Source organism: Paenibacillus sp. J31TS4 (assembly GCF_018403265.1).
Lineage (GTDB): Bacteria > Bacillota > Bacilli > Paenibacillales > NBRC-103111 > J31TS4.
In genome coordinates this window covers 747,287-771,682 of sequence record NZ_BOSI01000001.1, presented here as the reverse complement: position 1 = coordinate 771,682, position 24,396 = coordinate 747,287, and the positions used below count along the sequence as shown (strand labels likewise).

General features: G+C 59.6%; 18 protein-coding genes. 15 read left to right on the top strand and 3 right to left on the bottom strand.

Annotation, left to right across the window (positions count from 1 at the left end):
• Positions 1–37: 37 nt before the first annotated feature.
• Positions 38–1,138, bottom strand: coding sequence for a glutamate 5-kinase (gene proB / locus KJS47_RS03400; protein ID WP_213522784.1), 1,101 nt, complete (start codon positions 1,136–1,138; stop codon positions 38–40).
• A 294-nt stretch (positions 1,139–1,432) separates the two neighbouring features.
• A complete protein-coding gene (locus KJS47_RS03395; protein ID WP_213522782.1) occupies positions 1,433–2,623 on the bottom strand; it encodes a pyridoxal phosphate-dependent aminotransferase in 1,191 nt (396 codons plus the stop codon).
• A 182-nt stretch (positions 2,624–2,805) separates the two neighbouring features.
• Here KJS47_RS03395 and KJS47_RS03390 point away from each other — a divergent pair, with 182 nt between their 5' ends.
• Positions 2,806–3,624, top strand: a complete 819-nt coding sequence (locus KJS47_RS03390; protein ID WP_283772048.1) for a carbon-nitrogen family hydrolase — start codon at positions 2,806–2,808, stop codon at positions 3,622–3,624.
• On the opposite strand, the gene KJS47_RS03385 is transcribed toward KJS47_RS03390, so the two are convergent.
• Positions 3,621–4,550 (bottom strand): LysR family transcriptional regulator, encoded by a 930-nt coding sequence (locus KJS47_RS03385; protein WP_213522780.1) that lies wholly within the window; start codon positions 4,548–4,550, stop codon positions 3,621–3,623. The genes KJS47_RS03390 and KJS47_RS03385 overlap by 4 nt on opposite strands.
• Positions 4,551–4,768: 218 nt before the next feature.
• On the opposite strand from KJS47_RS03385, the gene leuC reads away from it, so the two are divergent.
• The 14 genes from leuC to KJS47_RS03315 all read left to right on the top strand — a co-directional run bounded on the left by leuC (position 4,769) and on the right by KJS47_RS03315 (position 24,362).
• Entirely contained in the window at positions 4,769–6,172 is a 1,404-nt protein-coding gene (gene leuC / locus KJS47_RS03380) for a 3-isopropylmalate dehydratase large subunit (protein WP_213522778.1), read from the top strand.
• Between the two features lie 21 nt (positions 6,173–6,193).
• The gene (leuD, locus tag KJS47_RS03375; RefSeq protein ID WP_213522776.1) at positions 6,194–6,820 is read left to right on the top strand and encodes a 3-isopropylmalate dehydratase small subunit; all 627 of its coding nucleotides are present in this window, start codon (positions 6,194–6,196) and stop codon (positions 6,818–6,820) included.
• Positions 6,821–7,059: 239 nt separating this feature from the next.
• Positions 7,060–8,448: an N-acetylmuramoyl-L-alanine amidase family protein gene (locus KJS47_RS03370; protein WP_213522774.1), complete on the top strand. Its 1,389-nt coding sequence runs from the start codon at positions 7,060–7,062 to the stop codon at positions 8,446–8,448.
• Between the two features lie 13 nt (positions 8,449–8,461).
• Complete coding sequence (locus tag KJS47_RS03365; protein WP_213522772.1) at positions 8,462–9,028, top strand: GerMN domain-containing protein; 567 nt, start codon at positions 8,462–8,464, stop codon at positions 9,026–9,028.
• Positions 9,029–9,098: 70 nt separating this feature from the next.
• Positions 9,099–11,393 carry an S-layer homology domain-containing protein gene (locus KJS47_RS03360; protein WP_213522771.1) on the top strand — a complete coding sequence of 765 codons (2,295 nt, stop codon included), beginning with the start codon at positions 9,099–9,101 and terminating at the stop codon, positions 11,391–11,393.
• A gap of 286 nt (positions 11,394–11,679) precedes the next feature.
• Positions 11,680–12,414, top strand: coding sequence for an endonuclease III (nth, locus tag KJS47_RS03355; protein ID WP_213522770.1), 735 nt, complete (start codon positions 11,680–11,682; stop codon positions 12,412–12,414).
• 6 nt (positions 12,415–12,420) lie between these two features.
• Positions 12,421–12,693: an NAD/NADP transhydrogenase alpha subunit gene (locus tag KJS47_RS03350; RefSeq protein WP_213522769.1), complete on the top strand. Its 273-nt coding sequence runs from the start codon at positions 12,421–12,423 to the stop codon at positions 12,691–12,693.
• 83 nt (positions 12,694–12,776) lie between these two features.
• Positions 12,777–16,436: a dynamin family protein gene (locus KJS47_RS03345; RefSeq protein WP_213522768.1), complete on the top strand. Its 3,660-nt coding sequence runs from the start codon at positions 12,777–12,779 to the stop codon at positions 16,434–16,436.
• A 423-nt stretch (positions 16,437–16,859) separates the two neighbouring features.
• On the top strand, positions 16,860–18,632 hold the full coding sequence (locus tag KJS47_RS03340) for an ABC transporter ATP-binding protein (protein ID WP_213522767.1): 1,773 nt from the start codon (positions 16,860–16,862) through the stop codon (positions 18,630–18,632).
• Positions 18,629–20,482, top strand: coding sequence for an ABC transporter ATP-binding protein (locus tag KJS47_RS03335; RefSeq protein ID WP_249716079.1), 1,854 nt, complete (start codon positions 18,629–18,631; stop codon positions 20,480–20,482). The genes KJS47_RS03340 and KJS47_RS03335 overlap by 4 nt, the downstream gene beginning before the upstream one ends.
• Positions 20,483–20,595: 113 nt before the next feature.
• Positions 20,596–21,360: a sugar phosphate isomerase/epimerase family protein gene (locus tag KJS47_RS03330; RefSeq protein ID WP_213522765.1), complete on the top strand. Its 765-nt coding sequence runs from the start codon at positions 20,596–20,598 to the stop codon at positions 21,358–21,360.
• Between the two features lie 173 nt (positions 21,361–21,533).
• Entirely contained in the window at positions 21,534–22,346 is an 813-nt protein-coding gene (locus tag KJS47_RS03325; RefSeq protein ID WP_213522764.1) for a GDSL-type esterase/lipase family protein, read from the top strand.
• Positions 22,347–22,369: 23 nt separating this feature from the next.
• Complete coding sequence (locus KJS47_RS03320; protein WP_249716076.1) at positions 22,370–23,377, top strand: ABC transporter ATP-binding protein; 1,008 nt, start codon at positions 22,370–22,372, stop codon at positions 23,375–23,377.
• Positions 23,370–24,362, top strand: coding sequence for an ABC transporter permease (locus KJS47_RS03315; RefSeq protein WP_213522759.1), 993 nt, complete (start codon positions 23,370–23,372; stop codon positions 24,360–24,362). The genes KJS47_RS03320 and KJS47_RS03315 overlap by 8 nt, the downstream gene beginning before the upstream one ends.
• The last annotated feature ends 34 nt before the right edge of the window (positions 24,363–24,396 follow it).

Sequence of the window (24,396 nt, the reverse complement as noted above, 5' to 3'; positions counted from 1 at the left end):
AATTCACTGTCTTCTTATACGGTAGAAACCTATTCGTCTATACGGTAGATACCCATTCGTCGCGGTGAATGACTTCGATCCGGGCAACGTCCATCCGGTTCTTCACATCTGTGGTCGTCATCCCGGCTATTTCCTTCAGCTGCCAGGAGGCGTAATTGACGATGCCCCGGCCGAGCGGACGGCGGTCGAGCGACAGCACCTCAATGACGTCGCCCCGCTCGAACTCGCCTTCGATCTGTTTGATCCCTGCGGGCAGCAAACTTTTCCCGCCGTTCAGGAGGGCAAGCTCGGCCCCGGCGTCCACGCTGACACTTCCCTTGGGCAGCGAGTGGAAGCCGACCCACTGCTTCTTCATCGGCAGACTGTGCAGCTGGGTTTCGAAATACGTCCCGCGGCCGCTGCCCGCAGCCGCCGCATTCAGATCTCCGGGGGTGGCTACCTTGCCGACGAAGACCGGGATGCCGCCGCGGACGGCGATGCGGGCCGCCTCCACCTTGGAGCGCATGCCTCCCGTTCCGACGGAGGAGCCTGCGCCTCCCGCGAGGCCAACAATCTCGTCCGTGATCTCCTCGACGCGGTCGATGCGCTGGGCGTCCGGATTTTTGCGCGGGTCCTCGGTGTACAGGCCATCCATATCGGTGATGATGACGAGCTGCCGGGCTTTCACGAGATTTGCCACGAGCGCCGACAGCGTATCGTTCTCGCTGAATTTGAGCTCGTCGATCGAGACGGTATCGTTCTCGTTGATGACAGGCACGATGCCGTGCACGAGCAGCTCCTCGATGGTGCGGGAAGCGTTGAGCGCCCGCTTGCGGCTCGAGAAGTCGGAGCGCGTCAGCAGAATCTGGGAGGCGAGGATGCCTTCTCTTGCGAACGCCTCCTGATAATTTTGCATTAGAATGGCCTGGCCTACGGAGGCGGAGGCCTGCTTCTCGTGCAGCAGTTTCGGTCTCTTCTTGTAGCCGATCAGGGTGAAGCCGGCTGCGATGGCGCCGGACGTGACGAGAAGGACCTGGTAGCCTTTCTTGTGGAGAGAGCTCAGCTCGGAGGCGAAGAACGCGACCTTGTCGCGGTCGAGTCCGCCGTGATCCGATGTGATCGAGCTGCTCCCGATTTTGACGACGATCCTCGGCTGCATGCGATCCCTTCTTTCCTTCAGAAACAACGGGTCTTCACGACCTCGTTAGCAAAAAAACTTTCGCCCAGATGGACGAAAGTCGGTCCCGCAGTCGCCGGCGGGCGGCGGCGGGAAGCGTCCAGCGCTCCTCGCCTTGTCGCAGTCATGGGCTGCTGTTGAAGCTAGAATAGCACTATCGTTCCGCCTTTGTAAAGAACGGAGAAAGGGCCCAAAGATGCGAAATTGGCGGGGCTACCGACGTTCTTGCGTCCCGGCCGACCCGGCCCGGGATCAGGTCACCTGCCACAACACCCATCAGCGGAACAAGCCGAGCCGGCCGACCCGCTCGACTCCTTCCACGAGCCGCTCTTCGGTCGAGAGCAGGCCTAGCCGGACATACCCTTCGCCGCTTGCACCGAATCCGATTCCCGGCGCCACGACCACATCGGCCTCCTGCAGCAGCTTGTCTGCGAACGAAGCTGACGTGTATCCTTCCGGAACGGGCAGCCAGCAGAAGAACGACCCCTCCGACGGCTCAGCCTGCCAGCCGATCCGGTCCAACGCTTCGTATAGAGCACGGCGTCGGGAGGCGTACACGGAGACAAGCTCGCGGACGCAGTCCTGAGAGGCGGTCAACGCTTCGGCCGCGGCGGCCTGCACAGCTCCGAACAGGCTGACATAGTAGTGGTCCTGCATCAGATTGAGCAGGCGGATCACTTCGCGGTTGCCGAGCGCAAATCCTACGCGCCAGCCAGCCATGTTGTACGTTTTGGACATCGTATAAAATTCCACGCCGACCTCCTTGGCGCCGGGGATCTCCAGGAAGCTGACGGGCCGGCTGTCCCCGAAGCCGATCGCTCCGTAAGCGAAGTCGCTCGCCACGACGACGCCGTGACGCTCGGCAAAGGCTACCGTCTCCTCGTAAAACGAGCGGGGGGCGCACGCTCCCGTCGGATTGTTCGGATAGTTAACGAACATCAGCTTGGCGCGCTCGAGATCGGCGGCCGAGAGGAGGGAGTAATCCGGGAGGAACCGGTTCTGCGCAAGAAGCGGCATCGGCACCAAGCGGGCTTCGGCGAGCGCGACGCCCGACCAGTAATCCGGATAGCCCGGATCGGGGACGAGGCACACATCGCCGGGATTCAGCAGGCATTGGCTGATTTCAACGAGTCCGGTTTTGCCGCCGAACAGGATGGCGACCTCGGTCTCGGGATCCAGCTCGACTCCGTAGTCCTCACGGTAGCGCTCGGCGACCGCTTCCTTCAAAAAGCCGAAGCCGCTGAAGGGAGGATACTTGTGATAGAGCGGGTTCGCGGCGGCTTCCTGCAGCTTGGCCACGATATGAGGAGGAGTGGGGCGGTCGGGATTGCCCTGCCCCAGATTGATGACGTCGCGGCCTTCCAGCACGCGTTGGTTCGCCTTTTGCACCAGACCGGCAAAAAACTGGGCCGGCAGCGTCTGCATCCGCTCGGCGGGCGCAATGGCGATTCGGGATGTTGGCTGCATACAGTTTCACGCTCCATTACTTTCCGTTAACAGTAGTCCTACTTTACCATGATTCAGGGAGCGCTGTATAGCGATGAATGCTGATTGAACCGAGCAGTTTACAGGGAATAAGAACTCCGATTGCCGTTGCCGCCATTTTTTCCTATGATAGAGGAACAACTTGAACGAGAAGAGGGATTGTCTTGACTTCCAATACTGAACTACGGTCGCTGCGGGTCAGTCTTCTGCAAATGGAGATTGCCGTCGGCGACACCGAGGCGAACTTCGCCCGTCTGCACCGCATGATGACCGAAGCGGCGTCCGCCGATCCCAAGCCGGACGTCCTCGTCTTCCCCGAAATGTGGAACACCGGCTATGCGCTGGACCGGATCGGCGAGCTGGCCGATTCGAACGGGGAGAGAACCAAGGAGGTCATCGGGTCGTTCTGCCGGGAGCACAGCATCCATGCAGTAGCCGGCTCGATCGCCGAGAAGCGGGAGGACGGCGTATACAATACGACTTATGTCTTCGACCGCGAAGGGCGCGTCACGGCCCAGTACTCCAAGGTGCACCTGTTTCGTCTCATGGACGAGGAAAAGCATCTCCTGGCCGGCGACCGTCTCGTCCGGGCGGACATTGACGGTATCCCTGCCGGGCTCCAAATCTGCTACGACATCCGCTTCCCCGAGCTGTCGCGTACCTACGCGCTGGGCGGCGCCAAGCTGCTGTTCGTTCCCGCGGAATGGCCGCATCCCCGTCTCGCCCATTGGCGGACGCTGCTCCTCGCCCGGGCGATCGAGAACCAGACGGTCGTCATCGCCTGCAACCGTGTCGGCACCAGCGGGACGACTTCCTTTTTCGGCCACTCGATGATCATCGGCCCTTGGGGCGACATTCTCCTCGAGGGGGGAGAAGAGGAGGCGATTCTGACGGCCGACGTACCCGTCGCGGAGGTCGAGGCCGTCAGGCGGAAAATCCCCGTATTCGAAGACCGCAAACCGGGACTGTACCGCCTCGATTAACCGGATGTTCGTTCCTTGGGGGGCCCGAACACCTCGTGGACGGTGGAGATGAACGCTTCCGCCGCTTTAGACAGATAGCGCCCGTTCCGGTAAGCGATGACGATCGACCGGGTCGGGTGTCCCTTAAGTGGAAGATAGACGGGCGTGAACGGCGCCTCGGACGCCCGGGCGACAAGCGAAGGCACCAGGGCGATACCGAGACCGGCCGCGACAAGCGATTGGACGGTGACGATATTGCCGCTCTCGACCGCCACCTGCGGGTCGAAGCCGGCGGACTGGCACAGGAGGAACATCATCTGGCGGAAGCCCTGTCCCTTCTTGAGCACGACGAACGGCTCGCCGGCCAGGTCGGCGAGGTCCACGTGGGGGCCTTCCTTCTCGGAGCGGCCGGCCAGGGCGGCCAGCGGATGCTTGGCGGGGACGGCAAGCAGAATCTCCTCGTCGACTAGCGGCAGATAGGTGAGCGACTTCTCCTCCATGGGGAGAGACAGGAGGCTGATATCGGTCTGCCCGCTAGCGGTCAGTCCCTCCAGCCGAGACGACGTCTCCTCGACGAGGACGATTTCTATATCCGGGAAGCGCTGGCGGAATACCGGCAGCACGAGAGGCAGCAGGTGGGAGCCCGTGATCGGCAGCGTCCCGACGACCAGCTTCCCTTTCTTCACTTGCGAGATATCCTCCATCTCGTTGCGCAGCTGGGTGACCTGATCGAGAATGCTCTGCGCCTTCTCGACGAAGACGGCTCCCGCGCGGGTCAGCTCGACTGAGTTCGTGTTGCGCTGGAAGAGCAGGACGCCGATTTCCTTCTCCAGCTTGGACAGCTGCTGGCTGAGCGAGGGTTGGGCGATATGCAGCTTTTCGGCCGCGCGAGAGAAATTCTTCTCCGCGGCGATCTGGACGGCGTACTGCAGCTGGCGTAATTCCATTGGGTAGATGCTCCTTTGGTGTGCGATGTTGAAGGCGGGAAGGCGGGCGGAGAGCCCGCCTTTTTATGTTGCCTCTATTGGTTTTACCTATCAATGCTATAGATATTATATCTTGGAACAATGAAGAAAGAAATGCTACGATTATTGACAACTCCAAACCCGCAGCCATCTAGGCAAAGCCGGGTGGAACGGATATCATGCGTAGAGGTGAACCGAACATGGCCAAAACATTATACGAAAAAATTTGGAACAACCACGTTATTTACGAGGAAGCCGGCAAGCCGAGCATTCTGTACATCGACCTGCACCTGGTGCACGAGGTGACATCTCCCCAGGCGTTCGAGGGACTTCGTCTCGCCGGCCGCAAGGTCCGCCGTCCAGATTTGACGTTCGCGACAATGGACCACAACGTCCCGACCAAGGACCGCTTCAATATCGCCGATCCGATCTCCAAGCAGCAGATCGACACCCTGTCCCAAAACTGCGCGGACTTCGGCGTAACGCTCTATGATCTCGACAATATCGACCAGGGCGTCGTCCACGTCATGGGGCCGGAGCTCGGCCTGACGCACCCGGGCAAGACGATCGTTTGCGGCGACAGCCACACGTCGACGCACGGCGCGTTCGGCGCTCTCGCCTTCGGCATCGGAACGAGCGAGGTGGAGCACGTTATGGCCACCCAATGTCTGCAGCAGGCGAAATCCAAGACGATGGAAGTGCGCGTGAACGGCAAGCTGAAGCCGGGCATCACTGCGAAAGACCTCATTCTCGGCATCATCGCGCAGTACGGCACCGACTTCGCAACCGGCTACGTCATTGAATATACTGGCGAATCGATCCGCGGCCTCTCGATGGAAGAGCGGATGACGGTTTGCAACATGTCGATTGAAGCAGGCGCTCGCGCCGGCCTGATCGCGCCGGACGAGACGACGTTCAGCTATCTGCGCGGCCGCCAATACGTCCCGCAAGGAGCAGACTTCGACGCGGCGGTGGCCGAGTGGAAGCAGCTTGTGACCGACGAAGGAGCCGTTTACGACCGCGTCGTCGAATTCGACGCCGCATCGTTGATTCCGCAGGTGACCTGGGGAACAAGCCCGGGGATGGGCACGGGCATCAACGCCCTCGTTCCGGATCCGGCCAGCTTCGTTTCGGACAACGAGCGCAAAGCCGCTGAGAAGGCACTGGAATACATGGGGCTGACGCCGGGAACGCCGATGAGCGAGCTAGCCATCGACCGCGTTTTCATCGGCTCCTGCACGAACGGACGGATCGAGGACCTGCGTGCGGCAGCTTCGGTCGCCAAAGGCTACAAGGTCTCGCCGAAGGTGAATGCAATCGTCGTTCCGGGTTCGGGCCGCGTCAAGCTGCAGGCCGAGCAGGAAGGGCTCGACAAGATCTTCGAGGAAGCCGGATTCGAATGGCGTGATGCCGGCTGCAGCATGTGCCTGGCGATGAACCCCGACGTGCTGAGCCCGGGCGAGCGCTGCGCGTCCACCTCGAACCGGAACTTCGAAGGCCGCCAGGGCCGCGGAGGACGGACACACCTCGTGTCCCCGGCTATGGCAGCCGCCGCTGCCATCGAAGGCCGCTTTGTCGACGTACGGAACTGGACATTCAATTAATAGATGAGGAGTCGCTGACATATGGAATCTTTCAAAAAGCATACCGGCATCGTCGCTCCGGTTGACCGCGTGAACGTGGATACCGATGCCATTATCCCCAAGCAGTTTTTGAAGCGGATCGAACGGACCGGCTTCGGCCAGTATTTGTTCTACGAATGGAGATTTCTGGAGAACGGCGAAGTAAACCCCGCTTTCGAAATGAACAAGCCGCGCTACGATGGCGCTTCCGTCCTAATCTCCCGTGTCAACTTTGGCTGCGGCTCGTCGCGTGAGCATGCACCATGGGCGATTATGGATTATGGCTTCCGGGTCGTCATCGCTCCGTCCTTTGCGGACATCTTCTATAATAACTGCTTCAAGAACGGCATTCTCCCGATCGTGCTGTCCGAGGAGCAGGTCGAGGATCTGTTCCAGCGGACCGCCGCCCAGGAAGGCTACCAGCTGACCGTCGATCTTGAGAATAAGACGATCAAAGACGGGCAGGGGCTTGAGCTGTCGTTCGACCTCGACGAGCACCGCCGTCAATTCCTGCTGCTCGGCCTCGACGACATCGGCCTCACGCTGCAGCAGGAAGACAAGATCGCGGCGTACGAGCGCAAGCATGCCGGCCGCCTTGGCTCCGGCGAAGCAGCTGCCGGCCTGGCGTAAGCGGCCGTATTCGCCCTGGGCTCCATCTCCGTCCGCCGGCGGAGGAAGGGCCTGGGGCTTCCTATGAAACGTCCTATGAAAAACCGGGCCGCAACGCGCAATTCGGCCCCATTACCCAAAAAGCTCCCGATCGAAACGAATTTCGTGTCGATCGGGAGCTTTTTTGCGCAACTTTTTGGTAATATTTGCGTCTAATTTATCGGTGCACGGCATATTCTATTAAATTCCAGAGGTGTATAATGAAAAAGGTAGTATCTTCCTTGCTGGCGTTGTGTCTTTTCCTAATCATCATTCCGACTGTCACCCATGCCGAAGAAAAGATCCCACTCTACTTGGACGGCAAACTATTGGTTCCGGAAGTTGCCCCCCGTCTCATTAATGAGAATACGATGGTTCCGATCCGGATCATCTCCGAGAATCTCGGTGCCGAAGTCAAATGGAACCAGCAAGAGCTCAAGGTCTCCATTGACAAGAACAACACCCACATCGACCTCTGGATCAACAAACGGAATGCACAAGTGGGCGGAAAGACCGTAGCGATGGACGCTGCTCCGGTGCTCATTGCCGGAAACACGCTGGTGCCTATTCGCTTCGTGGCCGAGACGCTCGGCATCAAGGTGGACTGGGACAACGACAAGCGGGCGGTCTATGTAACGACCAAACCGGGCGGGATTACGCCTCCCACCACTCCTCCTTCCGGAGGAGGCACGAACCCTGGAGCTGGCGGCGGCATTCAGCTGCCTGGCGGTTCTCAAACACCGCCTCCGACGCCATCCGGCCCAGTCATTCAGTCGATCAAGGCAACCGGCGACGAGATTGTTATTCAAGGCTCCGCTGCACTGACCGCATCGCACTTCTATCTGTCGAGCCCGGAGCGGATCGTAGTGGATCTGCCGAATAACCGACTGGGACAAGCCCTGAATCCCAAGCTCGGAGAGGTGAACGGCAGCGGTGCGATCGCGAAGGTCCGCTATTCCCTTTATTCGGACAACCCTGCCTCCGTGCGCGTCGTTATCGATCTGAACAGCAAAGTCTCTTACACCGTAACCGAGAACAAGACCGCGAATCAGGTTATCATCAAGCTGAAGCAAACCCGCTATAACGTTATGATCGATGCGGGACATGGCGACCATGATTCCGGCGCTGTCTCGCTTACCGGCAAATACGAGAAGGACTTCAACCTGGCAATGGCGCTTAAGGTGAAGGCTCTGCTCGACAAGGAGCCGCTGATCAATCCTATTCTTTCTCGTGCGGACGACACGTTCCTTGAGCTGGACGAGCGTGTGGCCAAAGCAAACAACGCCGGCGTCGACGTCTTCGTCTCCATCCATGGCAACAAGTACACGCCTAACGTAACCGGAACGGAAACGTACTATTGGAAGGAAGATAGCATCCAGCTGGCCAACATCATGCACCGCTTCGTAACGCAGGCCGCCGGGCTGCCGGACCGCAAAGTGCGCCAAAACAATTTCCGCGTCATTACCAAAACGAACATGCCGGCTGTCCTGCTGGAAATCGGCTATCTCTCCAATAGCGGAGACGAGGCAAAAATGTACAGTCCGGCTTTCCAGGACCGCGTTGCTCAAGGTATCGTAGACGGTATCAAATCGTTTTTGAAGATTCAATAAGGGGTGAGCCAACATGCGTAAACTGTCCATAGTTCTAGTCACCGTCTCGGCTGCGGCCGTTCTGTCCCTTACTGCGTGCGGTCAAAAAGAGCAGCCGATCGGCCAGGCAAGTCCGGTCACATCGCCGTCCGGCAACCAGGCGAACGGCTCGGGCGGAGCCGTCTCTCCGTCTCCGACCGCCAATGCTCAAAAAACGATGCAGATCAAGTCCTACTACGGCGACGAGAGCGGCGAGAAGCTCGTAGAGAAGGCGTCCGAAATCAAGTATACGACCGATTCGTCCAAATATCTGGCGGCACTCGCGACGCTCAAGTCGTCCCCCGATCCCAAGCTGGGCGCGCTGCTCTCCGGCTTTACGTTCACCAGCGCGAAGATCGATGAAGGCAATCTGGTCGTCGACTTGAAGATTGATCCGAGCGGACGCTGGGGCGCCCAGGGCGAGCTGCTGACACTTGATGCGCTCAAGAAGACGCTCTTCCAATTCAGTGAAGTGAAGACGCTGGATATCCTGCTGGAAGGCAAGCAGGAGGAATCGCTGATGGGGCATGTGTCCTTCCCCCATCCGATCAAACGAAATTAATATAACCAATAAGGCCAGCCTTCGCTGGCCCTTTTTTCCAGATGTTCATTAAGGAGAGGGGATCTTTTTTATGAGACCGGGCAAATCGAAGAAGCAGCAAGTTCTTTATTCGTTGGTTATATCTTCAATGGTATTGGGAGCCGTTCCCGGTCAGGCCGTTTTGGCAGCCCCTGTCGGCAATACTTCGGAGGCGGCTGCGCAAGCAGCCGCTCCGAAATTCACTTTCGCCGACGTGGCGACGAGCCATTGGGCCCATAAGTACATAACTAAGCTTACTTTGCAGGGAATCATCCAGGGAGACGACCGCGGGCTGTACAATCCGGAGCAGGCGGTTTCCCAGCAGGACGTGCTCATCCTGGCCGTTCGGCTGATGGGCCTCGAAGACGAAGCGCTGAAGGTGAAGACGGACAACGCCGTGCTGCCCTTCACGGTCAGCGATTACGCGAGAGGCTACGTCATGACGGCGATTGACCACAATCTGATCAACATCAAGGAAGAGTCGGGTACAGGCTCCTGGGGCACGAAGAGCGCTACGCGCGAATGGGTGGCGAAGGTCGTGATCCGGGCGATCGGCAAGCAGAGCATGGCCGAAAACCAGACCGCACAGTCTTCCTTCAAGGATAAGGACAAGCTGTCCGCATCGGATGCAGGGTTTGTCGGTGCTGCGGTTGCCCTCAAGATCGTCGACGGGTTCGACGACAATACGTTCCGTCCCAAAGAAGCGGTCACGCGCGCCCAGATGTCGGCGTTCCTCAGCCGTGCGGCTGCAAGCGTGGCGCTGCCGTCCGACTATGCGTTCAGCGGCACCGTCATGGCCATCTCGTCCTCCTCGGTTCAGGTCGTGGGAGCCGACGGGCAGACCCGCTCCTTCCCGCTCTTTGCCGACGCCTTTTTCTACGGAGAATCCGGCCTCGTGACCTGGAGCGGCATCAAGCCGGGCTACCAGGTCACCGCCATCGGCCAGGACGGCGTCGTGTACATGCTCGAGACGGAGCAGGCGGCGGAGCTCGTGTCCGCCGCCGGCGTGGTGACCTCTGTCGACGTGGAGGCGCGCAAGCTGAGCCTCAAGGCGGATGACGGAACGACCACTACCTACGATCTCTCGGCTTCCGTCGCCGTAGTGGACAAAGGCGGCTCCGGTCTCAGCCTCGCGGGCCTTGCACCGGGAAGCGCTATCGAGCTGAGACGGCTGCCGGGTGCGACCGGCAAGGTCGTTCACATTACGGTAAAGGAAGTGCCTGTGAACAAAACGGCCGAAGGCCCTTTTCTCTCACTGAGTGACGACAAGAAGAGCATTACCGTCCAAGATCCGGATACCGGCCAGACCACCTACCCGCTGTCGGGTGACGTAACGGTTACGTACCGGGGCGGCGAGCGTAGTCTGGATCATCTGTTCGCCGGTGATACGGTCCGCTTCCAGGTCGAGAACAACGTCGTCGTGGCGCTGGACATCCAAGCATCCAGCGTCGATACGATCGCGTCCGGCAAGCTGATCGACCTGAAGAACGACAACCGCAACCTGTACCTGACGATCAAGATGGCGGACGGCCGCCTCGGCTCCTACACCTACACGCCATCGCTGGAGGTTGTGCTTAAGGGAACGCCGTATGCAACGGTCAGCGATTTGAAGACAGGGGACGATGTGACCCTGTATATCGACAGCAAGAGCCAGGTCGTCAAAGCGTTCATCGAAGAGCGCCGTCTCGAGACGACCTACCGCGCTACGATTACGGACTACAATGAAACCAAGAAATACTTCATCGTAGAGGAGAACGGCACGCCGAGCGTCTATACGATCAACGAGAACATCGATCTCATATTTGGCGGCTCCAAAGTGCCGTGGGCATCGTTCAAGTCGCTGTTCACGACCGGACAGAAGGTGGATCTTACCTTCAACGGTTCGGGCGATCTGATCAAGATTACGCTGAACAACGGCTACGAAGGCATTCTGACCTCCGTCAACAAAAGCACGAACGAGCTCATTCTGAAGACGGTCGACAATCAGTACTTGACGCTGAAATATAATTCCTACGGAACGGCGGAGCAGCTCGGCAAAGATTCCGTACCTATCGATCAGCTGCCGATCGGCACGAGCGTCAGAGCCAGCCTGAACGCCGCAACCGACACGGTTTATCTGCTCCAGACGATTACGGTCAAGAATGTCATGCTGACGGCGAAGGACGCGCCCGCCCGGTCGATTACCGTCCGGGAAGAGGACAGCACCACCAAGGTCTATACGGGAACTCCGGACACCAAGCTTCTGTCCGCCGGCGGCACGGCCATCAACTGGACCGACCTCGCTGCGAACAGCTCGCTCAAGCTGACGTTCAAGGGCAAGGCGCTTGATAAAATCGAAGTCCGCTGATAAGGGCGCAAGCCCCGATCGCATTGCGGATCGCTTTTGGCTATAACGGATAACGGATGATGAATAAGCGGAACCGGCGTCAGCATCCCGAATCGAAGAGCAGCGACGCGGCAACCGTCTGGCGAAAGGCTTATGCCTGCCGCCAGACGGTTTTGTCCGTCAGCGCTCCGGAAGCCCTATTTGTTCGGAAAATTGGCACGGAAAACGCATTGCGCCGGTGGGACGCATTCGTTACACTAGTAAAGATTAACCCGCAAGAGGGCTGAAGCCGAAGGAGATGGACGCGATGACCAAGCAAAAAGTAAGGGAAATTCTGGACACCATCGGGTCCATGTTTCCGGATGCCCACTGCGAGCTTCATCACAGCAATCCGTTCGAGCTGACCATTGCGGTATTGCTATCGGCTCAATGCACCGACGAAACCGTCAACAAAGTGACGGCGACATTGTTCGAGAAGTATAAATCCCCCGAAGATTATCTGGCAGTCCCGCTCGAGGAGCTGGAACAGGACATTAAGCGGATCGGGTTGTATCGCAACAAGGCGAAGCATATCCAGCAGTTGTGCCGCATGCTCCTGGCTGAGTACGGAGGAGAGGTGCCCAGCAGCCATGCAGAATTGGTCAAGCTGCCCGGCGTCGGGCGCAAGACGGCGAACGTGGTCGTATCGAACGCGTTCGGAGAGCCGGCGATTGCCGTTGACACCCATGTGGAGCGGGTGTCCAAGCGGCTGGGACTTGCGGCCGAGACCGATTCCGTGCTGGAAGTCGAGAAGAAGCTGATGAAGCAGGTGCCGAGGGAAGAATGGACGCTGACGCATCATCGGTTGATTTTTTTTGGGAGATATCACTGCAAGGCCCAGAGCCCGCTTTGCGGAAGCTGCCCGCTTCTCCATCTGTGCAAGGAGGGCAAGCGAAGAATGAAAGCGGCAGGGAATGCCGACACTAGAAAAAGTCGGAAACTCCCCGGGCGGACAGGCAAGGCAAAACCAAACCTCCCGCTCGACCAAACCCAGGAAGGATGAAGAATCTTGAAATGCATATCGGTGTATACGAACAACTTCGGAGTTTTCTCGGACATCTACGAGGAAATCCTGAAGACGCCGCTTGGCGAAAATGAGGAGAAGGAAATCGAAGGCGTCGTCGTAAGTGAATCCGGCGAGGTGCCGGAGAACTACCTGGACCGGATGAAGGCCAAGCTGGATGTGGTTGTCATGAAGGTCAAGGAAAAGGACATTACGATTTTGCAGCACGGCGACGTGTTCGAAATCCTTCTCCCGTCTAAAGAAAGTGTGGTACACTAGAAACCGAAGAAATTCGGTTTTTTTTCTTGTCCAGAAATAAGAATAGAGAACGGTTCCGGCAAGGAATCGTATGGAGGGTTTGGATGAGCGGGGGAGACACCATCCGCGTGTTGGCCGAACAAATGCTGGCCGCGGGAGATTACAACAATGCGCGCAAGCTGAATCAGCTGCTGCATAAATGGGAAGCGGGCCGTCTGGACGTTGCGTTCTGCGGCCATTTTTCGGCGGGAAAATCCAGTCTGATCAATCGCCTGTGCGGCAAGGCACTGCTGCCATCCAGTCCGATTCCGACCAGCGCTAATCTGGTGACGATCCGCAGCGGAGAGAGCGAAGCGCGGGTCTATCGGACGGGCTCGGACGAGCCGGTATCGGTGCCACTGGACGATCTGGAGGCTTACTGCAAGAACGGCGAAGAGATCGAAGCGGTGGAGATTCGGCATCCACTGCCGCTGCTCGGCGACCGGGCGACGCTGCTCGATACGCCGGGGATCGATTCGACCGACGACGCTCACCGGCTGGCGACGGAGTCCGCCCTTCACCTGGCGGACGTTATTTTTTATGTCATGGACTACAATCACGTCCAATCGGAGCTCAATTTTGCGTTCACCAAAAAGCTGCAGGATTGGGGCAAGCCGCTTTATCTGATCGTCAACCAGATCGACAAGCATCGGGAGAACGAGCTGCAGTTCGAGGACTACCGGAAGAGCGTGAGCGACTCGTTCGCCCACTGGCATATCCGTCCGGAGGGTATACTGTTCCTCTCTCTCAAGCATCCCGAGCACCCGAACAACGAATGGGACAAGCTGCTGTGGCTGTTCCATGGGCTGCTGAAGCAGGCGGACGCGCTCAATCGTCGAAGCGTGGCCGATTCGGCCGAGCAGCTGATCGAGGCGCACGCCGACTGGCAGGAAGCGAAGGGCGCGGAGCAGCGGGCGGAGCTCGCGCGCGAGGCGGAGGAGATGGCGGACCGGGAGGAGGCGCTCGCCGAAGCGGACCGACTGGAGAGCCGGCTGGCTGCGCTGACCGGCCTCTCTACCGAGAAACGGGAGACGTGGCGTCAGGAAGCCGTCTCGATCATTGAGAACGCCAACCTGACGCCGGCGCCGACCCGGGATCTTGCCGAGCATTATCTGCAGAGCCGGAAGCCCGGCTTCAAGGTCGGCTTTTTCGGCAGAGCGGAGAAGACGGCGAAGGAGATCGAAACCCGGCTTGAGGCGTTCCATGCGGATTTCGCGTCCAAGGTCCAGGCCGGCTTGTCGTGGCATCTGAAGGATCTGTTCCGCCGTCTCGCCGAGGAGTACCGGCTGCAAGATGAGCTGCCGGCCGAAGCGCTCGCGGAGCTGGACCAGAGCGTTACGCCCGAATGGCTCGCCTCGCAGGTGAACACCAGCGCCGGCTTTACCGGCGAATACACGCTGACGTATTCGCGGCAGATCGCGGCGGAGGCCAAAAGCCGCTTCCGCCAGGCGGCGCTTCGGCTGATCGATACGCTGCTCGAGCTGCTCGAGCGGCGGTGGGCTGCCGAAGCGGCGGAGACGGAGCGCTCGCTGGCGGCGCTGCGGCAGCGGCTCGCCTCGCTCTACGAGCTGCAGCGCCTCGAGCATGAAGCTGCCGCCTACCGCGAGCGGCTGCTCGCCGAGGCGCGCGCCGGGCTCGCGGCTCCCGCCGCGGCACTGCCGGACTGGCGCAGCTACGCGCCGCCGGCCCGGGACGGCGATGGCGCGCCGGAGGCGGCCGCCGCCCTGGCGGAAGCGCCGGCGGCACCGGCCGCAGGCGCGCTCGCCGCGCGGGCCGCAGCAGCGGCCGGGGCGCGGGAAGCCGCCGGGCAGCCGGCGGGCGGCGCGTCAGCCCAGGCGCAGCGCCAGCGGCAGCGGCTCGGCAAGGCGGCGGGCGCGCTGCGGCAGGCGGCGGAGCTGCTCGCGGAGCTGCCGCCGATGGCGTCGGCGGTTCGGGCGATGCGCGACAAGGCTTCGCGCATGGAGACGAACCGCTTCACGATCGCGCTGTTCGGCGCCTTCAGTGCCGGCAAGTCGTCTCTCGCCAACGCCCTGGTCGGCGAGCGGCTGCTGCCGGTTTCGCCGAATCCGACGACAGCGGCGATCAACACGATTTTGCCGGCGACGAATGAGCATCCGCATGGCACGGTCATCGTGCGCATGAAGCGCAGCGACGCGATGCTCGATGAGGTGCGCCACTCGCTTCAAGTGCTTGGCTTTAGCGCCGGCGGGTGGGAGGACAGCCTCCGGACGATTGCGGGTCTCGCGCCGAGCCAGGTGAACGAGGGCGGCAAGCCGCATTTCACGTTCCTCAAGGCGGTCGAGCGGGGCTGGGCAGAGGCGAACGGGAATCTCGGCCAGGAGCTGACCGTCGGCTTCGAGGCATTCGCCGCCTACGTCGCGGACGAGAGCAAGTCCTGCTTCGTGGAGGCGATCGCCCTGCACGCGGCGAATCCGCTGACCGACCAGGGCATGGTGCTCGTCGACACGCCCGGGGCGGACTCGATCAATGCCCGGCATACGGGCGTCGCCTTCAACTACATCAAGAACGCGGACGCCATTCTGTTCGTGACCTACTACAATCACGCGTTCTCCCAGGCTGACCGGGAATTCCTGCTGCAGCTCGGACGCGTGAAGGAGGCGTTCGAGCTCGACAAAATGTTCTTCCTCGTCAACGCGGCGGATCTCGCCGCCGACGAAGCCGAGCTGGACGCGGTCGTCCACCACGTCGAGGAGAACCTTGCCCGGCACGGCGTCCGGCAGCCGCGCATCTACCCGGTCTCCAGCATGCTTGCGCTGGAAGGAAAAGAGCGCGGGGACGACGGCCTCGTCGAGCAGTCGGGCATCGCCGAGTTCGAACGGCAGTTCATCCGGTTCTCGATGGAGGAGCTGACCGGCATCGCGGTCCAGTCGGCCGCCGGCGAGGTGAACCGGGCCGCAGGCATGCTGGCTGAATGGATTGCGAACGCCCGCAAGGGAGAGGAAGAGAAACGGCGCAGCCTGGCTGAGCTGGAGAAGCGTTTCGGGGAAGCGAGCCGTCTGCTTGCCAAGGCCGAGCTGACCGACCTGCTCGGCCAGCTCGACAAGGAAGCGGAGGAGCTGGTCTATTACATCCGGCAGCGCCTCTCTTACCGGTTCGGTGATTTCTTCGCGCTCTCGTTCCACCCGGGCGCCCTCCGGGAGGATCAGGGCGACATTCGTTCGGCGCTGCGCTCGAGCTGGCACGAGCTCGTTCGCTATTTGAGCTACGACGCCTCCCAGGAGGTGCTGGCTACGACGCTCCGGCTGGAGCAGACGCTGACCAAGGAAGCCCGCAAACGCCGCGGGCAGCTGTGGCACAAGACATCCGCCCTGCTGCCGGGCTATCCGGAGCCGGAGACCGAGACGCTGGCCTTCGAGACGCCGGAGGTGGCGGAGACGGTTGCGGCGGAGGAGCCCGAGAGCCGTTGGCTGACGCGCTTCTACAAGAACAGCAAGTTCTTTTTCGAGGAGGGCGGCAGAACGAAGCTGCGGGAAGAGCTGGAGGGTCGGCTGTTGGCCGACGTCGGCCGGTATCTCGACGAGCAGCTCGCTCTGCTCAAGAATGCTTACCGCATACAGGCCGAAGAACGGATGGCGCAGCTGCTCGAGCAGGACATGGGCACGCTTCGGGAGCATTACGAAGGCATTCGCGCCTCGCTCGACCAGCATGTTGATGTGAAACAGCTGGAATCGCTCCACGCGAATCTTATGCGATTGGACGTTTGATCGGTACGAACCCTTCAAAAAACAGGCATCGAAGCCCCGGCTTCCGATGCCTGTTTTTGTGTTCTGCGGGCAGCAGCGGAAGGGGAAGGAGCCCCGGAATCAGAGGGGAAGGCGAAGCGGAAGAAAACGGCAAGGAAATGGGGGGATTTGGATGATTTTAAAGCATTTCGGTGATCTTCCAATGAATTTATAGAGATACGTAACCACAGCCGGAATTAAGCAACCATACACCAATTGCCGCTCCTTGGGGATGGTGTTACTATTGCTAAAGATTATTGAGGGTTACGCCTCCCGTACGGGCAGGCAATGACAACCGAAAAGGGGAATCAGGCAGAGTGGGCATTATGCGGATGACAGACCCGGTGCGGCGCCGCGGAAGCGGGCGTCCGCCACAAAAGCCGAGTGCTTGGGGAGGGCTGCGTCATGAACGTATTTAAGCAGTTGAAGGAGTATTATTGGCATGAGAAAAAGCTGCTTTTCCTGTCCATCATCTGTATGGTGGTGGCGACCGCTCTCGGCCTGGTTTACCCGAACCTGCTGCGGTATCTGATCGACGATGTGATCGCGCCGAGAGAATTCGGCAAGGTGCCGATGCTGGCGCTGCTCGTCGTCGTAGTGGTCAGCGTGAAGGGGATGTTCGCTTTCCTGCAGGGCTTCGCCGGCGGACGTCTCGGCAACCGGGTCGCGTACAACTTGAGGAATGCGCTGTACAACAAGCTGCAGTATTTGTCGTTCCAGTATTACGACAAGGCGAGAACCGGCGACCTCATGTCCCGGCTGACCGCCGACCTCGAGGCGATGCGCCAATTCATCGGGTTCGGCTTCGCGCAAATTCTCAACGTCCTGTGCATGCTGCTCTTCGGCTTCGCGATGATGTTCAGCATCAACTGGAAGCTGACTCTCATCACGATGGTGACGATGCCGTTCCTTGCGTTCACGGCCGTCCGCTTCGAGAGCCGGATCCATCCTGCGTTCCGCAGCGTCCGCAAATCCATGAGCGACCTGACCACCGCGGTGCAGGAGAATATTACCGGCGTGCGGACCGTCAAGTCGTTCGCGAGAGAGCCGTATGAGGTTGAGAAATTCGCGGCGAGAAGCGAAGATTACAAAGGGACGAACATCTTTACGTCGAACATCTGGGCGCGCTACTTTCCGGTTATGGAACTGTTCGCGAACCTGAGCGTCGTCATCCTGCTCGGCACCGGCGGTTACTTCGTCATCCAGGGCGGCATGTCCGTCGGCGAGCTCGTCGCCTTCTTCAGCCTGATCTGGTATATTATCGGCCCGATGTGGAGCATCGGGGTTCATATCAACAACTTCACGCAATCCAAAGCATCCGGAGAGCGGATTCTGGAGGTGCTCCATCACTTCGTCCACGTCAAGAACAACGACAAGGCGATCGACGTCTCGGGCGACCGATTGAAGGGGCACGTCAGCTACCAGAACGTCACGTTCGCCTATCCGGACAAAAGTCCCGCGCTTCGGAACATCAATCTGGAAGCGGCGCCAGGGAGTGTCATCGGTATTCTCGGCGGAACAGGGTCGGGCAAGTCAACGATCATCCAGCTTCTGATGAGAGCCTACAACGTCAAAGAAGGCAGGCTGCTCATCGACGGCATTCCGATTGAAGATCTCGACATCGAATCGCTGCGCAGCCAAATCGCCATCGTCTTCCAGGAGACGTTCCTGTTCTCCGCGTCGATTCGCAACAATATCTCCTACGGGAAGCGCGATATCTCCATGGAGGAGATCGTCCGCGCGGCCAAGCTGGCCAAAGCACATGACTTCATTATGGAGCTGCCGCTCGGCTACGATACCGTCGTTGGCGAGCGCGGCATGGGACTGTCGGGCGGTCAGAAGCAGCGGATCGCGATTGCGCGGGCACTGCTGAAGGATCCCAAGATTCTCGTCCTGGACGACGCGACGAGCGCGGTCGATATGGAAACCGAGCATGAGATCCAGGCGGGCTTCAGCGAGCTGATGAGAGGACGAACTACCTTTATTATAGCACACCGGATTTCCTCCTTACGACATGCCGACGAGATCATCGTTCTGGACAAAGGAGAGATCGTGCAGCGCGGCACGCACGCGGAGCTGCTCGAGCAGGATGGTCCTTATCTCGAGACCTACAATATTCAGTATGCCGACCGCCCGCAGGTCGAAACTTATCCCGTTAAGCAGAGGTGGGCCAATTGAGTAAGAAGCAGCAAGCCGCAACGGGCGGCGTCCAGCCGTCCGAAGGCAAGCAGCAGCGCTTCGTCTACCAGGACGACGACATCATCGAAAAGCCGTTCGACTGGAACCAGGTACGCCGGCTGGCGACCTACATGAAGCCGTACAGCAAGCAGATGCTGCCGATCATTCTGATCACGGTCATTCTGGTCACGCTGACCAAGCTGGCCATTCCTATGTTCATCTCTTATGCGATTGACCATGCGCTCATGCCGGAGGTGAAGAACGCCCGGCTGCTGTTCCTCATCGTCGCTCTCATGGCCTTCGCCTATATCGTGCAGTGTCTGGCAAGCAACTACCGGATCAAGTATACCTCGGTCATCGGCCAGAGGGTCATCTACGATTTGCGCCATGACCTGTTCAGTCATATCCAGCGGCTGTCGTTCCGCTTCTTCGACAAACGGCCGGCCGGCTCCGTACTCGTGAGGGTCACCAACGATATCAACTCGCTGCAGGACCTGTTTACGAACGGGGTCGTAAACGTGCTCATCGACTGCGTTCAGCTGGCGGGGATCATCATTATTCTGCTCATGCTGAACTTCAAGCTCGGCTTGGCGATTATGGTTACGGTCCCGCTCATGTTCATCGTCTCGGCCAAGCTTCGCAAGAAGATTCGGCTCGGCTGGCAGGACGTGCGGATGAAGCAGTCCCGCCTCAACTCCCACTTGAACGAGAGCATCCAGGGCATTCGGGTTACCCAGGCCTATACGCAGGAAAAGGAAAACATCAAGTATTTCGAAGATATGAACAATACAAACCGGCTGTCGTGGAACCGGGCGTCCGCGCTCAACCAGTCGTTCGGTCCGCTGATCGAGCTGACCGGAGCGATTGGCTACTGCATCCTGTTCCTCTACGGAGCCAAGCTGGTGCAGGGTGGGGAGATCACGGTCGGGATTCTGGTCGGTTTTGCTACTTACATCGGCCACTTCTGGGAGCCGATCAACCGGCTCGGCCAGCTGTACTCCCAGCTGCTGGTGGCTATGGCCTCGTCGGAACGTATCTTCGAATTCATCGACGAGCAGCCGACCGTAGCGGAGGCCAAGCAGGCGAAGGATCTGCCGCCGATCCGGGGCGAGATCCAATTCGACAACATTGTGTTCGAGTACGAGCCCGGGCGTCCCGCCCTCAAGGGAATTCAGCTCGATGTGAAAGACGGCCAGTCCATCGCGCTCGTCGGGCATACCGGATCCGGCAAAAGCACCATCATCAACCTGCTCTGCCGGTTCTATGATCCGGTCGAGGGGCGGGTGCTGATCGACGGGCACGACATTCGCGACGTCACCTTGACGAGCCTGCGTTCCCAGATCGGCATTGTGCTTCAGGATACGTTCATCTTCTCGGGGACGATCCGGGATAACATCCGGTTCGGCAAGCTGGACGCCACGGACGCGGAGGTCGAGGCGGCGGCCAAGGCCGTGCATGCGCACGACTTCATCATGGCGCTGCCGAGCGGATACGATACCGAGGTGCAGGAGAGAGGGAGCATGCTGTCCATGGGACAGCGGCAGCTCCTGTCGTTCGCCCGGGCGCTGCTCGCCGATCCGCGCGTCCTCATTCTGGACGAAGCGACGGCCAGCATCGACACCGAGACCGAGCTGAAGATCCAGGAAGCGATGAAAACGCTGCTGGCCGGCCGGACGTCGTTCATCATCGCGCACCGCCTCTCCACGATCCGCCACGCGGACAATATCGTCGTGCTCGACCACGGCCGGATTATGGAGACCGGGAACCACGACGAGCTGATGGCCGAGAAGGGCATTTACTACGGGTTAATCCAGGCCCAGTACAAGTTTTTGTCCGAGGAAGCGAGCTGACAAGAGTCGGCCGTCTCCACGGGAGAGCCGCCTGGCGCACATGCGTCAGGCGATTGTTCCGGCAAGGAAGGAAAGCGTTTTCCATTCTATCGAACGCAAAGGAGAGACTGGACATGAAGAACAAACTGGCGGCACAGCTGTACACGGTAAGAGACGAAGCAAAAGCGGACTTTCCGGGCGTCCTGAGGGAAATTCGCGCCATGGGATATGCGGGAGTGCAAATATCGGGACTTCACGGCTATGAGCCGGAGCGGATAGCGGAAGTGCTCCGGGAAACCGGGCTGCAGGCGGCGGGCATGCACGTATCCTACGCCGAGCTGGACCAGGAGCTGGACGAGGTGTTGAGGCAGGCCAGGCTGTTCGGCACGGTCGACCTCGTCTGCCCTTTCTTGACGGACGACATGCGGAATGAAGCCGGCTACCGGGACGTGCGGCGGTTCCTGAACGAAGTCGCCCGCAAGGTGGAGTCAGGCGGGTTCCGGGTCAGCTATCACAACCACGCGTTCGAGTTCGAGACGGAGGTGGATGGCCGGAATGCGCTCGACTACTTGCTCGAGCCGGTTCCGGACAACAAGCTGCTGGCGGAAATCGACGTCTATTGGGTGAAGAAGGCAGGCCGGGATCCGCTCTCTTATCTCGAACCGTACCGCGGCCGCATGCCGATTCTCCATCTGAAGGATATGAGCCGCGACGAGAAGCAGTCGTACGCCGAGGTCGGAACCGGCGTGATCGACTTCGTGCCGATCCTGAAGTGGGGAGAGGCCTACGGGGTCGATTGGTACGCCGTCGAACAGGATGTCTGCCCGGGGAATCCGCTGGACAGCCTCCGGACCAGCCTGGGGAATTTGCACCGGATGATCGAACAAATGGAAGCTTGAGCTGTCAAGCCGTGTGGTTAGCCGGCCGGACGGCAGCCCGCCCCTTGGGGCGGGCTTTTTTGTTTCGCCGAACGGATCCAGGCGGCAAGTTGCAAAAAGCTGGTCGAACCTTTACTCTTAAATGGTAATGTAGGGAAACCATCAGATGCGCCAACCATTGGAGGAGACTGCCCATGACGTCTACGCGGCTGCTATGGCGAATCGCCGGACTGGCTGCTTTGCTGTCCACGTTACTGTTTGTATTCGGATTCGCATATGCGGTCCGGGATATTCTGTACCCGCAGGCCGCAGGCCCCGGGCAGGCGGAGGAGGCGGCACCCGTGGACCATACGAAGGAACCGGACAAGCTCCAAATCGTCGCCATCGGCGACTCGCTTACCAAAGGACTTGGCGATACGACAGGCGAAGGCTACGTGGGGAAGGTGAAGCGGGGGCTGGAAAAGACGCTGGACAAGCCCGTGTTTCTATGGAATTACGGTGTGAACGGAATCCGCACGAATGAGCTGCTCCAGTACGTCACCGATCCGAAGAGCGAGATCCCCCAATCGCTCCGCAAGGCGGACATTATCCTCATCACGATCGGCGGCAACGACCTGTTCCAATTCAGCCAGACGCAAAAGCCGGGAGACGCCACGCAGCCTGCGCTCAATTTTAACAATGTGCGCAAGCAGATGCCGGAGGCTCAGGAGAGGCTTGGCAAAATTTTTGCTGCCGTTGCTGAGCTGAACCCCAAGGCCTCGATCGTTTACCTCGGCCTGTATCATCCGTTCCTCGATTACGATCCGGCCCGGGAAGGTTCCCGGCTCCTCGGCCAGTGGAATGCCAAGGCGTACGAGCTGGCCAACCGGCATCCGAATATAACGGTCGTGCCGACGTACGATCTGTTCGAGAAACAACTGAACCAATACCTGTACAGCGACCACTTCCATCCGAACGCCGAAGGCTATGAGCGGATGGCGCAGCGGGTGCTGCAAGCACTCCAGTAATGGCGATCCGGGGAGAGAAGAAGATGACGGCCAATTCGACCGAACATGTGTTGTCTGTTCAGAATTTGAAGAAGAAAATCCGCAGCAAATGGATCATCAAAGGAATCTCGTTCGATGTAGGCCCCGGGGAAGTCTTTGGCTTCCTCGGTCCGAACGGAGCCGGCAAAACGACGACGATCCGTATGCTGGTGCGGCTGATCCGGCCGACGGAGGGCTCGATCAAAATTGGTGGTATTCCGATGGACAAGCATCCGAATGAGGCACTGAAGCAAGTGGGCTGTATTGTGGAGAATCCGGAGCTGTACGGCTATCTGTCCGGCTGGGAGAACCTCGAGCACTTCGCCCGCATGCTGCCTGGCGTCGGGTCCGAGCGGATCCGGGAGGTCGTGGCGATCGTCGGGATGGAGAAGCGGATCCATGACAAGGTCAAGACTTACTCGCTCGGTATGCGGCAGCGGCTTGGGATTGCTCAAGCGCTTCTCGGCAATCCCAAGCTGCTGATTCTCGACGAGCCGACGAACGGTCTCGATCCCCAGGGGATTAAGGAGATGCGCCAGTTCATCCGGCGCCTCGCGGAGACCGGCCTGAGCGTCTTCGTCTCCAGCCATCTGCTGAGCGAGATCCAACTGATGTGCGACCGGGTCGCCATCATCAGCCAGGGCACCGTCATCGCAGTAGGCGAGGTGGAGGAGCTCCTCCGGCAAGCGGACGACACGATCGTCTGGCGGGTCGACCGTCCGGACGAGGCCGAGCGGATGCTCCAGGAGCTCGGGCTGGCTCCGGTCCGGCTTGCCGAGGAAGAGGGGACCGAAGCGGAGGAGCGGCCGGAAGAGGATCTCCCCGCCCCGGATAGGCCGGGCGAAGGGCGCAATGCAGGCTGTGCGCTGTCCGTTCCGATGGAGGAAGCGCGCGTGCCCGAGGTGAATCGCAAATTGGCGGAAGCGGGAATCGGCATATTTTCCATTCAAAAGAAAAATCCTACGCTGGAAGATTTGTTCCTGCGGCTGACGGAGGGTGAGCGCATTGGGTAGCATCTATCCGCTTGTCCAGAACGAAACGATCAAGATGCTCAAGAAGCGGCGGTTTCTCGTCGTGCTGCTGATCCTCGCTATCCTCATTCCCATGTTCACCTATGCGCAGATGAAGGTAGCGCAGAATTATCGCAAGCAGTTCGGGACGCAGGATTGGCGCGTGACGACGCAGCAGCAGATCATCGATTATACGAACCGGCTCGGCAGCAATCGGGTGCCCGAGGAGATCAAAAAGTATATCCGCGTAGAGGTCAAACGGCTCCAGTACGCGCTCGAGAAGAATGTCGATCCGCAGTCGCCTAACGGAGTGACGTTCGCAAGAGACTTCATGAAGAACGCGGTCGGCCTGTTCGTACCGCTGCTTATCGCGGTTATCGGCTCAGACATCGTCTCATCGGAGCATTCCACCGGGACGATCAAGCTCCTGCTCACAAGACCGGTCAGCCGGTGGAAGGTGCTGCTGAGCAAGCTCCTTACGCTGCTCATGTTCGTAGCTCTTATCCTGCTGGCGACGGGCATCCTGTCTTATCTCATTGCGGGACTGGTGTTCGGGTACGCGGGCTGGACCGCTCCCGTCCTGACCGGTTACCAGATTGCGGGCGACGAGCTGAGCACGGCGAACGTTCATGCCGTTCCCCAGTGGCTTTATCTCATCATGGAATTCGGCCTGGCCTGGTTCTCATGTGCCGTCGTCGCCTGCCTGTCCCTCATGGTCTCCGTTCTCGTCCGCAGCACGGCAGCAAGCATGGGCATCATGCTGGCGACACTGATCGCGGGAACGATCCTGTCCAACATGGTCTCCTCGTGGCAGAGCGCAAAGTATTTTTTTATGGTAAACTTGGAAACGGTCAACTTCTTGACCGGTCAAATGCCTCCGATCCCCGGCGTCACGCTCTCTTTTTCGCTGGCCGTGCTGGCGGCTTGGGCGGTATGCGGTCTGATAGTCGCGTTTGTTGTCTTTGAACGCAAGGACATATTGAACTAATTCATCGTCAAGAACTGAAATCAGGAGGCACGTG

What these genes read in the sequence shown, in the direction of transcription:
- KJS47_RS03330 (WP_213522765.1), top strand. Translation starts at nt 20,596, where the DNA reads ATGAAGAACAAACTGGCGGCACAGCTGTACACGGTAAGAGACGAAGCA.
- nth (WP_213522770.1), top strand. Translation starts at nt 11,680, where the DNA reads ATGACCAAGCAAAAAGTAAGGGAAATTCTGGACACCATCGGGTCCATG.
- KJS47_RS03360 (WP_213522771.1), top strand. Translation starts at nt 9,099, where the DNA reads ATGAGACCGGGCAAATCGAAGAAGCAGCAAGTTCTTTATTCGTTGGTT.
- KJS47_RS03320 (WP_249716076.1), top strand. Translation starts at nt 22,370, where the DNA reads ATGACGGCCAATTCGACCGAACATGTGTTGTCTGTTCAGAATTTGAAG.
- leuC (WP_213522778.1), top strand. Translation starts at nt 4,769, where the DNA reads ATGGCCAAAACATTATACGAAAAAATTTGGAACAACCACGTTATTTAC.
- KJS47_RS03340 (WP_213522767.1), top strand. Translation starts at nt 16,860, where the DNA reads ATGAACGTATTTAAGCAGTTGAAGGAGTATTATTGGCATGAGAAAAAG.
- KJS47_RS03385 (WP_213522780.1), bottom strand. Translation starts at nt 4,550, where the DNA reads ATGGAATTACGCCAGCTGCAGTACGCCGTCCAGATCGCCGCGGAGAAG.
- leuD (WP_213522776.1), top strand. Translation starts at nt 6,194, where the DNA reads ATGGAATCTTTCAAAAAGCATACCGGCATCGTCGCTCCGGTTGACCGC.
- KJS47_RS03325 (WP_213522764.1), top strand. Translation starts at nt 21,534, where the DNA reads ATGACGTCTACGCGGCTGCTATGGCGAATCGCCGGACTGGCTGCTTTG.
- proB (WP_213522784.1), bottom strand. Translation starts at nt 1,138, where the DNA reads ATGCAGCCGAGGATCGTCGTCAAAATCGGGAGCAGCTCGATCACATCG.
- KJS47_RS03370 (WP_213522774.1), top strand. Translation starts at nt 7,060, where the DNA reads ATGAAAAAGGTAGTATCTTCCTTGCTGGCGTTGTGTCTTTTCCTAATC.
- KJS47_RS03395 (WP_213522782.1), bottom strand. Translation starts at nt 2,623, where the DNA reads ATGCAGCCAACATCCCGAATCGCCATTGCGCCCGCCGAGCGGATGCAG.
- KJS47_RS03365 (WP_213522772.1), top strand. Translation starts at nt 8,462, where the DNA reads ATGCGTAAACTGTCCATAGTTCTAGTCACCGTCTCGGCTGCGGCCGTT.
- KJS47_RS03345 (WP_213522768.1), top strand. Translation starts at nt 12,777, where the DNA reads ATGAGCGGGGGAGACACCATCCGCGTGTTGGCCGAACAAATGCTGGCC.